The 10,491-nt window shown below is 38.7% G+C and carries 8 protein-coding genes and 1 pseudogene; 6 read left to right on the top strand and 3 right to left on the bottom strand.

Translation table 11 applies throughout. From position 1 onward, the window contains the following. Nucleotides 1–13 precede the first annotated feature (13 nt). Nucleotides 14–1,387, bottom strand: coding sequence for a hypothetical protein (locus EV213_RS12935; RefSeq protein ID WP_133580958.1), 1,374 nt, complete (start codon nucleotides 1,385–1,387; stop codon nucleotides 14–16). An 886-nt stretch (nucleotides 1,388–2,273) separates the two neighbouring features. Between EV213_RS12935 and EV213_RS12940 the strand changes: the two genes are divergently transcribed. From EV213_RS12940 to EV213_RS12955, 4 genes are all read left to right on the top strand, one after another. Then, nucleotides 2,274–3,035: a class I SAM-dependent methyltransferase gene (locus tag EV213_RS12940; protein WP_166639303.1), complete on the top strand. Its 762-nt coding sequence runs from the start codon at nucleotides 2,274–2,276 to the stop codon at nucleotides 3,033–3,035. A 150-nt stretch (nucleotides 3,036–3,185) separates the two neighbouring features. Next, nucleotides 3,186–3,365, top strand: a complete 180-nt coding sequence (locus EV213_RS12945; protein ID WP_133580960.1) for a CxxH/CxxC protein — start codon at nucleotides 3,186–3,188, stop codon at nucleotides 3,363–3,365. A 69-nt stretch (nucleotides 3,366–3,434) separates the two neighbouring features. After that, nucleotides 3,435–3,914: a 23S rRNA (pseudouridine(1915)-N(3))-methyltransferase RlmH gene (gene rlmH / locus EV213_RS12950; protein WP_133580961.1), complete on the top strand. Its 480-nt coding sequence runs from the start codon at nucleotides 3,435–3,437 to the stop codon at nucleotides 3,912–3,914. 264 nt (nucleotides 3,915–4,178) lie between these two features. Further along, on the top strand, nucleotides 4,179–6,032 hold the full coding sequence (locus EV213_RS12955; protein WP_133580962.1) for an ATP-dependent nuclease: 1,854 nt from the start codon (nucleotides 4,179–4,181) through the stop codon (nucleotides 6,030–6,032). 472 nt (nucleotides 6,033–6,504) lie between these two features. On the opposite strand, the pseudogene EV213_RS21350 reads toward EV213_RS12955, so the two are convergent. Then, nucleotides 6,505–6,699, bottom strand: a pseudogene (locus EV213_RS21350) (nucleoside triphosphate pyrophosphohydrolase family protein); the annotation flags it as partial. A gap of 199 nt (nucleotides 6,700–6,898) precedes the next feature. Here EV213_RS21350 and EV213_RS12965 point away from each other — a divergent pair. Together EV213_RS12965 and EV213_RS12970 are read left to right on the top strand one after the other, a co-directional pair. Beyond that, nucleotides 6,899–7,783 carry a DNA adenine methylase gene (locus EV213_RS12965; protein ID WP_341770351.1) on the top strand — a complete coding sequence of 295 codons (885 nt, stop codon included), beginning with the start codon at nucleotides 6,899–6,901 and terminating at the stop codon, nucleotides 7,781–7,783. 2 nt (nucleotides 7,784–7,785) lie between these two features. Then, nucleotides 7,786–9,504: a hypothetical protein gene (locus EV213_RS12970; RefSeq protein WP_133580963.1), complete on the top strand. Its 1,719-nt coding sequence runs from the start codon at nucleotides 7,786–7,788 to the stop codon at nucleotides 9,502–9,504. A 694-nt stretch (nucleotides 9,505–10,198) separates the two neighbouring features. Here the strand turns inward: EV213_RS12970 and EV213_RS12975 are convergent. After that, nucleotides 10,199–10,384, bottom strand: a complete 186-nt coding sequence (locus EV213_RS12975) for a DUF5348 domain-containing protein (protein ID WP_133580976.1) — start codon at nucleotides 10,382–10,384, stop codon at nucleotides 10,199–10,201. Nucleotides 10,385–10,491: the final 107 nt, after the last annotated feature.

A 10,491-nucleotide genomic window follows, 5' to 3' on the forward strand; every position in this document is an offset into this window, starting at 1 on the left:
TTGCCACCGCGTTTTATTTAAAACGTTCACAAGACAGCAAAACTTTTGCGCCGAATTGTTTACCAGCACGCAATGCCGCGCCATTTACCTTGCCATCTTCCAGAAAAATAAGGTTCTGCGGGTAAAGCTTCCCCAGTAAAGCGAGCAATACAAGCGGATTGCCATTCGCTGAGATGTCGTGTATACCGTCGTCTCTGAATGCCGCAAGTTCTTCCACAGCAAGGATATCTTCCGCCGAATACTCGGTCCACGCTGAGCGATCGAGTGTCGACTTTTCCTCTTTGTCTACCGTATTGATAGTGGGGCGATACATATAACGGTAGGCCCGTGCGATTTGTCCGACATCCGTCACATAGGCGCTGCTGGCGTTAGTTAACCGGAGTGAGAGAAGCCTACGGTCATCTTCCGTAGCGACGGGAGCAATCTCGGCCTCCTTAGGAAAAGTGCTCCCAAGAGATGTAGCTTTTCCTTTTTCAATATAGCTCCTGCCCGCATCCTCATAATTTTCATATGCGTATTCAAATACAAAATGCTCTCGTTCCAGTCCGTTCAATGTGAACTTGGCCGGATGCCAGCGGAGCAACGTCCCAGACGCCGACTGAAGTGAACCGCCAATCATCGCAGGCAGCACGATCCCCCATCGATACTGAAACCCATAGCCGCTCCGCTCTAAACCGACACCAAGCAAATGTTGCGCAAATGCAACAAGGTCCTTGTGTTTTAATCCTTGGAACATGACTTGAGTCAGAAATGTGGTTCTTGCCTGCTCAATAAACCTTAGCCCGTTGGTGCCTGTGTCGATCGGGACCTCCCGCCAATTGGCAAACGGCAGCAAGGCATCCCGAAGCAAGATCAGTTGATGCAGGTATTCATTAAACAATTGCATGGCCTCTGTACTGCCTCTAGGGCCCATCAGAACATCTACAACATCAGGTGTCCATAGGTGCTGTTCGCACCGGCTCCTAAGTTTCAGTTGCGCCAAGGTAGCACTGCTCCTTGTGCGTGCAGCAAATGCCTCGCGTGCATAAGCCACCAGCCCTGCACCAATGATTTCTGCCTGCGCCAATAGCTCGCTTTTCGACTGACCCGACTGTGGCAAAGGCAAAGTAGCTAACGGTAGGGTTGATTCCCTACCGGAAGTCGCCAAGCTCGCCGCTAAATTGTCCAGCAGAGGTTTGGCCGCGTCTTCGGCTCCTAGCTTTATACAAACGGCTTCCAGCAGAAGGCTAACTCTTTTGACAATAGCCTCAGCTCGATACACTCCAGGAACAAATCCCCATTGCACCGGCAAGTCTAGGTCCTCTATGTGAGTAGCGCCTATAGAATCAACGTCAATTCGTTCACCAAGCCTTAATTTGAATTCGCCCAAAGGTAATCGGTAATCCACAACGAAACAACCCCCTTACGTGTTTATCAATATCAGTATAAAAACGAAAAAGGGTTATGAGAAGTACGCACTTTATTGTCAGTGACTGTAGGGTTGGTGCGTTAGTTTTAAAAAGATACCGTCAGCACCGATAAATTCAGTGAATTTTGTCTAAATATAGACGATTTATGCTATACTTGCCAGTAACAATAACGGAGCTCTTTGGGTGGATCGGCACTCCTTTGATGAAAGGGGGTGTTGCCAATGACAGATTACCAGATCATTATGGTGATTTTGAAAGTAATCGGATTAGTGATTACTTTGATGTTGTCGTTTGGAACACTGATTTTTCTGTTAACACAGAAAAAAAAGTAACCCGCCCCTAGAGTTAGGCACTCAGGCGGGTTACTTTTCGCTTTTGGCCGATCCATTTATGGAACCGTTGTTGCCAAGTCACAAGTGTTGGAAGCACTTGTGGCTTTTTTAGTGTTTCCACTTCTTGGCGCAATTATATCACAAGTCAGATAACCTTGCACAAAAAGCCTTCTTCTTTGCTCAGCATGACAGCCAAGCGACCTTGAAGGGCTTGGCTGTCATTTGGTACGCTTGTTTTTCTGCTAACGCAATGTGTAATCCGCCCTCTGAATTTGCGAGCTCTAGGGGATTACTTTCCTCTTCGGCCGATCCATTTACAGAATCGTTGTTGCCAAATCACAAGTGTTAGCAGCACCTGTGACTTTATACCCTCATCATAACACAGACTCGATCGAATTATCAATATATTATGTGTTTTAAGTGGCACATCCCTCATTAGCCATTCCAATCGGTTCTCATTCAAAACGGATAAGGGCGAAGCGGGTTCTTTCGCTGTACACTAAAGGTAGACGAATCGAAGGAGGCAATGCAGATGAATCATGATCAGGTGAGAGCGACGTTTGGCAAGCATGCCAGCAGCTATGTGACGAGTGAGGTGCATGCGAAGGGGGAGGATTTGACATGGCTGGCTGACCTTTTGAAGCTAACAGGAAGTGAGACAGCGTTGGATGTGGCCACAGGTGGCGGTCACACCGCACGCGTGCTGGCCGACAGCGGGGCGAACGTGACGGCAGTGGACCTCACGCCGGAGATGCTGGATGCCGCGCGGGAGCATCTTGGGGAGCGGGACAATGTGCAGTACAAGGTGGCGGATGCTCAGGCGCTGCCGTTTGCGGATGAGACGTTTGATGTGGTCACCTGCAGGATAGCGGCGCACCATTTCCCAGAACCGAGCACATTTGTGCGCGAGGTGCACCGAGTGTTACGCTCAGGAGGTCGCTTTTTGCTGATTGATAATATCGTTCCCGAGAATGAACCTCTTGCCGATTGGATCAACGAGACAGAGACGATTCGCGATCCGGGTCATGCCCGCTGCTTGTCGATCAGTGAGTGGAATGAGCTGTTTGCGGACGCTGGTCTTACGCTGCAACACGACTCTGCCTGGAAAAAGCAGATGGTGTTCGAGCCATGGGTGAACCGGATTTTGGACGATGAGACTATCATCGAATCCATCACGCAACGGTTTTTGCAGGCAACTCCTGCTGTGAAGAAAGGGTTTGAAATTCAGGTGGAAAACGGTCAGCCGACGCAGTTTGCACTGTTCGCTTGGATGGTATTAGGAAAAAAGTCATAATTGGGACTGGAAACGCTCTTTTTTGTGCCGATACTAGAAGTACAGGCACAAACGAGAGGCTGTGGATAACCTGTTGATGCATTTCCATACGTAGGGTACAATAAACGCAGAGTAAGCTGTGGAAAAACCCAAGTGAAGGACGTGCAAACGATGGAGATTCGTGACATCCCAGTGTGCCAGGAGCATGTCGAACTGGCGCTAGACATCATAGTAGACGAGTACGAAACCGCCCCTGCCATCGAACAAAGGGGAACAGACGAAGAACGAATGGTCTGCGAATTCTGTCAGGAAACCGCACAATACGTGGTGTCTAATCGTGACGCTCACTGACCTGTGGATAAATCCTGTTGATATGTGTATAACTTTTATGGATCGCCTGTTGACAAGGAGGGGGAAGCTGTGAATATCTCAATCATCGCCGTCGGGAAGCTGAAGGAAAAATACCTCAAGCTTGGCATCGACGAATACCTCAAACGCTTAACCCCTTACGCCAAAGTTAGCTTCATCGAAGTGCCCGACGAAAAAGCACCCGAAAAACTCAGTGCCCAGGAAGAAGAACAGGTCAAAGCAAAGGAAGGCGAGCGCCTGCTCGCAAAAATCCCCGCCGACGCCTACGTCTTCCTCCTTGACCTCGACGGCAAGCAGCTCACCTCCGAAGCCTTCGCCCAAAAACTAGACGAGCTCGCCACCTACGGCCAAAGCAAGCTCGCCTTCGTCATCGGCGGCTCCTTAGGCTTGAGCCCAGACGTGCGCAAACGAGCCGACCAAAAGCTCAGTTTATCAAAAATGACCTTGCCGCACCAGCTCGCAAGGCTGTTGCTCGTGGAGCAAGTGTACAGGGGGTTTAAGATTAATCGGGGTGAGGTTTATCATAAGTGAATGAAGTTTATTATTAGACGGATTGTAACCATTAGAAAGTAGACACTATGTATCCAGTCGAAGCAAGAGCAAGGTCATGACTTAGCTACAGTCTCGGGCGAGTAATTTCCCGAGGTAGTAAGCGTATTAATCACAAACCGTGAAAATGTCATAAATGGAAATCCACGCCCGAATTGTCGCACTTAATTTGACAATCCGTCAATATTAAAAATAAATAAAGGAAAACAAAAAATATCGAGCATTAGAAGAGTAAAGGAGTTTAAGATGAAAATAAGAAAGTTGAAAATACGGAATTATAATGCGATTAGATATATAGAAATGAGTGACATACCAGACTTTGTAGTAATAGCTGGTCCAAATGGAGTTGGTAAATCAACTATTTTTTCAGCAATTAAAGAATTTCAAAGAATAATAAAAAGAATTTATACTAATGATTTAAAATATGGCATATCGAGAAGGATAGATTTTAGTAAACAATCTCCATTTAGTGATGAACATCAAAAAGGTGATTTAGAAATTACCTTTGAATTATCAAACAAGGAAAAAGACTTTATTAAAACAGAAAAAAACCAGATTACTGGTAAATTAGATTTTGATGATATAAGTAATTGTAGATTCGATAATGAATTAGGGGAATTACTTATCAATGGAAGTCAGTTTTCTCTAATAAATCACATTCATGCGAATAGAACTTTGACATCTAAATCAAATAAAGAGATAAGTTTAAATTCTTTAGCCCGTTTCGACGATATCGAAGATACTCCAGTAAGATATCGAAGAAGATATGAGAATGATGCGCTTTTTGATAGAGTTAAAGATTATCTAGCTGCCATTTACTTTGATGATTTAATTAAAGCAGTTGAGACTGGAAAAATTGGGAATGAACTTGAGGAATTAGTTAAAGTAATTAACTCCTATATAAAACCTAAACAATTTATGGGAGTTAAAAGAGATACAAGTGGATTAACTTTTCCTGTAAAATATGATGAGTTAATTCATGATATTGATGAATTAAGTTCTGGTGAAAAAGAAATTGTAATGGTATTTGTAAATTTGAAATGGATACAAGCTGAGAGTTATATTTTTTTATATGATGAACCGGAGCTACATCTTAATGCTAACCTAGAAAAACTGTTATCATCACATTTAAAGCAACTACAGGGAAATAACCAAATTTGGTTAGCAACGCATTCTTATGAAATATTAGATTCCGCTAATTATAAAGAGGTCTTTCAGATAGTACATCACACGGGTGAGAATCAGATTTTCAGACTAATAAGCGATGAAGATAAATTTGAAACATTAAAATCATTAGGTGCAAGTGTTGGCTTACAGTTGATATCGCAAAAAGTTATTTTTGTAGAGGGAAAAACGGATAAGGAATTTTTTCAATTACTTTTTGATGATTATAAAGAACAATTGAGCTTTGTTCAATCAACTGGGATTAACAACCTGATGAGAGTTAGTAATGCAGTGGTTGACTTATTAACGGAAGCCAGCAAGGCATCAGACTTTTACTTAGTCAGAGATAAGGACTTTCTAGTGACATCACAAATTGAAGAATTACAAATTAAGCTTAATCAAAAGATTCATGTTTTAGCCAAGTATCATATTGAAAATTACTTTTTAAATGGTAATGCGATTTTAACTGTGATTGAAAGTATGGGAATTGACACCTTTACACATGCTGATGATATAGAATACAAATTAAAAGAAATAGCCGACAGTCAAAAAGAGGATGTTATTGCTCAATGGATTGCATTTGAATTGCATGAGGAAATCAGGAAATTTGATTTTAATGTTGGTGGTAATAATTTAGAAGAAAGACTTAAGGACAGAGTATCAGCCCAATGTGAACGAATAAATGATATTCTTGATAGTACAAGAATAGTAAAAAAATTGAATGAGAAAAAGGATTTTATCAATGAAAATTGGGATAATATTTGGAGGGATTTCCCTCCAGGAAGAGATATTTTGAAGGAATTTGTTAATAAATTTGTAGAAGGTATAAAATATGATAGATTTATTCATTTATTAGTAAGGGAGAGTATTAGACAGAATATACCTGAAGTAGATGATCTGAAAAAAACAATACTTAGTGAGATAGGATTTGAATAGTGCCTAATTTATTTGAAATGCATGTTTTTGCTTTCAAGAACTCATTTGGACATGTCATGTTGTGGATTAACATGTGATCTAACAAAGGAAATTGAATCTTTATACATTTCGCCTTGCTAAGAAACAAAGAATAATAAAATATATATTCCTGATTAATAATTTGAAATTAATAGGGGGGTTACTTAAATAGTTATTATTTATATTTAGTGGAACACTTCTTAGTTTATTAGAATTATATTATTAATATGTTTGAAGGTGATCTCCTTGCAGAGGTTAAGACCTATAAGGGATGCCAGGTAATTTTCATACGGGTTTTTCTTCCCAGAATTTAAGGATTGAATAACCTAACCTTTGAGTGACTTTCATGGACTGATTTCCGCAGCAAGTTGGTCAATTAACCATAAAAAAACATTCTCAAGTTGTTATAATACATACGGAAAAAAGATCTTTTATTTACTTTTTACTAACCGGATACTTCCTCCCATTCTTCCCGATATTTTCTTAATCTGAGTTCTTTCTCATTACCAATCCACTGAAAATCTTTAAGTAGCTATACTGCTTCGATAGAGATTGAGATGGCGAGATCTTTTGGATTATGATATTGTCTCCAGTTTCTTTCATCTCTAAATTCATTGATGTAATTTATTAAGTTTTGAATATCGCTCATAATAACTTTTCCCTCTTTAGCTCGAGTGGAGTATTGCGTCAGGAAAGAGCCACTTGTGGTTTGTTTTATCTTTAACGTTATACGAATTATTATTTAAAGAAAAGGAGTAAATTGCACGTTATTATACATTAGTGAAATTCCTAATGGTATACTATTTTGAAGAGAACATAAAGTTTTGTTTTTAGAAAGAAGTGAAATAATGATAAATCCATCGCCTTTAAGATATCCCGGTGGGAAGTTCAAGATATATAAATATATTAGCAAGCTAGTAAGACAAAATAACTGTAGTTCGTATATTGAACCTTTCGCGGGTGGGTCTGCAATTTCGCTCGCTTTACTATTTAATGGTATAGTAAACAGAGTTATAATAAATGATTATGACTATTCAATATATTGCTTTTGGGAAAGTATTCTGAATGAGACAGAAGCTTTTATAAAGTTGATTGAAGATACTCCAGTTACTGTAGAAGAATGGCATAATCAAAAATTGATTAGAGAAAAAATATATGACCACTCACCTTTAAAGGTAGGTTTTTCAACCTTTTTTTTGAATAGAGTAAACAGATCAGGAATAATAGATAAAGCTGGACCCATTGGTGGTATGAGCCAGCTCGGTAATTATCCAATAGATTGCAGATTTAATAAAGAGGATCTAATTAAGAAGATAAAAAAAATCTCAAAGTATAGACATGCCATTAGATTATTTAATCAGGATGCTATGGATTTTATTGAATATGAAATAATTAAAACTAGGAATTCTTTTACATTCTTTGATCCGCCTTATTACAAAAAAGGAAGAGGATTATATACAAACTTCTATACCCATGGCGATCATGAAAACCTAGCAAAAACAATTACTCAATTAATGAAGAACAGAAAATGGATCGTTACATATGACACAGCAAATGAAATTAGAGAGCTATATTCTAAGTTTGACCAAATTACTTTTAGTTTATCTTATACATTACAAGAAAAAAAGAACATGCCTGAATTTATGTTTTTTTCTAAAAAGATAAGACGTATTCAAAATGAAAATAATTCACTTAATATCCAACATACGCAGAACAATAATATTGAGGTGTAAAAATGAGTGATAAAAGATTATATAAACTAGTGAACGTATCAAGTATATTAAACTATTCTGAGAACCCTAGACATGATATAGGAACTAATGAGATTGATACAATAAAAAAATTAATTAATAAAGTTGGATCACAATATATGTACAATCTTGCAAGTGACATTTTAGTAAATGGGTTACTGGGGGCAAACCTACCTACACTTGTGTATAGTTCTGAAAAGAAGAAGTACATTGTATATGAAGGTAATAGAAGAGTAGCATGTATTAAATTTCTTAATGACCCATCAATTCTCACAACGATAGATAAATCATTAAAACAAAGAATTGAGAAATTAAGAAAAACAGAAAAAACTGTGTACTCAAGTGACATTTACTGCTTAATAACAGATGAAGATGAAGCTTTTACAATAATGGAAAGAAATCATTCAGGTGAAGATAAAGGTAGAGGACCAAAAGCTTGGACATCAAAAGAAAAAGCTATCTTTAAAAATAGAATTAAACATAAAATTACTATTGAATTAGTAATTGCAGAGCTTTTCGAGAGACACTTTAATGTAGATGTTACAAAAAAGATAAGTTATACAACAATCCAAAGGTTTTTTAATAACAGGGAAATAAAGAAGGTTCTTGATATTAATTCAGATTTCAAGAACATCTCCAAAGAAAAACTAGTATTAATAAATTATTTGATCGATAAAGCTATTGAAGAGAGCGCGAAGAGAAAAGTGACTTTAACACGTTTATTTAATAGAGCAAGGGAAATAGAAGATTTTTTTGTTCCTCTGATTGAAGATTACCAGTTGAGTCGGGGCCCAAAAGATAACCAGGAAGATAAAGAAACTACTGAAAACACTGATGAAAACGGTGGAAATAATGTAGTTGTTCAACATGAGATTAGCAGCAATACTTCCTCAGAGGGTGACGCTATAGAAACTAATGAACACGAAAGTGAAGTTCTAGTAAAGTTTAACCTATTGAAAAGCATTAATAAATTTTACTTCACTGATCAAACAATAAACCTCTTAGAAAATCTAGAAATAACTAATAAAGAGGTTTATACTGCCGAGCTATTAGACATTGATTGTTCGGGTTTAAAAGTAGAAAATGGAATTATTCAACCAAATAATTTACCTGGTGAATATAAAGTGATTTATCGATATTATTTGGATAGCTTTAAGAAGGTGATTTGCTGGCAAGATAGTATGACTATAACTCTAAAATCAAAAAAATTGTCATTACCAATGCAGCAAACTGTTCTTTCTAGCACGTTTACCGTTAAATATCATGAAATGTTGCAATTTGAAAATGGAGATAAACTACGTGCATTAATGGTGTTTTTGTCAAATGAAAGTAAACATGGCAAGTACTCAAATATTCTTAATATAGTGAGTCGTATGTTCTTAGAATATTCATTCAGAATGTATGCCTCAAAAGTTTTAAATAACGATAACCAAACCATTGATAAAATAAGTCAAAATTTAAAGGGCTTTATTGATCATTGTTGTAATAAAATTGAACAAGAGAATCCCAATAAATTTGTGAAACATATTCAACGTGGTCGTAAAGATGCTACTAATAAAATTGATATATTGCAAAAGAGCATACATTATTTTGATGTATCAATATCAAATGAAGATATTCAAATAATGTTTACCAATTTAAATATATATTTAGAACATGTATATGATGGAATTATTAAAGAGACTATACATAATGCTAATTAAAACCAGGTCTTGGCGTTCTGATTTTCAAATAAATATGAATTTGGTTCGAGAGTTCCTGGTTATAAACCCAGGAACTCTTTTCGGTGCGCCCAGCATGGGCGCTATCTATAGGGTGGAAGTCCCGAATGGTGAAGGCAGTAGTAGCCATTAGCTTAAGACAAGGGTGTCCATCGCGAGGTGGAATCTGAAGGAAGTCGGCGGCAAACCTCCGGTCTGAGGAATACGAACCTCATATAAGGCTAGCATTCGTTGGATGAGCTTGCCGAACAAAGTGAAATCCTTACTGCCGAAGGCGAATGTGAGTAAATGAGGCAGATGGATGGAGGGAAAGATAGCGCTCTTACCTGGGGAGATCTGTACGGAACGCGAAGTGACCTTCGTAACCCTACTTGTGAAAGTAGACTGACCGTACAGAAGTCAGCAGACGCCATAGTACGCCAGATGTTGCAACATCTGGCGGAAGGGCTGAACATGAAATAGGAATTGAATATCTTGGCGTTCAAGGATGGACAGAGAAAGCAGACAATCCGGAAGGACTTGCTCTAAGAAGGATGCGGTGAATCCGCAGGGGTCTTAGAGAGGGTGTTAATGACACTAAATAATGTCCAGAAACTGACGGATCATTTTGTCCTAATCTTGACGGATTTATTGCCTTTTATAGATAGGGAGGCTTGTAACGGCCTCCCAAAATAATCTATAATCCGATCTGATAGGTTTCATTCTGCTTCAAATAGAAGCGGACCTCATGATGACCAGTGATAATGTACCAATCCATTCCAAGCTCCAGCCGACAGGACAACACTTTTCCATAACCGAGGTACAAATCGAACCATTCACCACACCCCAGTTTGTAACCTGCCTGATCTCCCCAATCAACGATCCAACAATCGAGTGATTACGGCCAATGAAATGTACCATCATTGACATAGATCTTACCAACGAATGCCAAAGATTGTACCAGTGAATGCCAAGCGATGTACCGTGCTC

This window comes from Aureibacillus halotolerans (genome assembly GCF_004363045.1).
In the GTDB taxonomy this organism is placed as follows: Bacteria; Bacillota; Bacilli; order Bacillales; family DSM-28697; genus Aureibacillus; species Aureibacillus halotolerans.

Excerpts from the sequence above, each read along its gene's own strand:
- EV213_RS12940 (WP_166639303.1), top strand. The coding sequence starts at position 2,274 with ATGAATCATGATCAGGTGAGAGCGACGTTTGGCAAGCATGCCAGCAGC.
- EV213_RS12945 (WP_133580960.1), top strand. The coding sequence starts at position 3,186 with ATGGAGATTCGTGACATCCCAGTGTGCCAGGAGCATGTCGAACTGGCG.
- EV213_RS12955 (WP_133580962.1), top strand. The coding sequence starts at position 4,179 with ATGAAAATAAGAAAGTTGAAAATACGGAATTATAATGCGATTAGATAT.
- EV213_RS12965 (WP_341770351.1), top strand. The coding sequence starts at position 6,899 with ATGATAAATCCATCGCCTTTAAGATATCCCGGTGGGAAGTTCAAGATA.
- EV213_RS12970 (WP_133580963.1), top strand. The coding sequence starts at position 7,786 with ATGAGTGATAAAAGATTATATAAACTAGTGAACGTATCAAGTATATTA.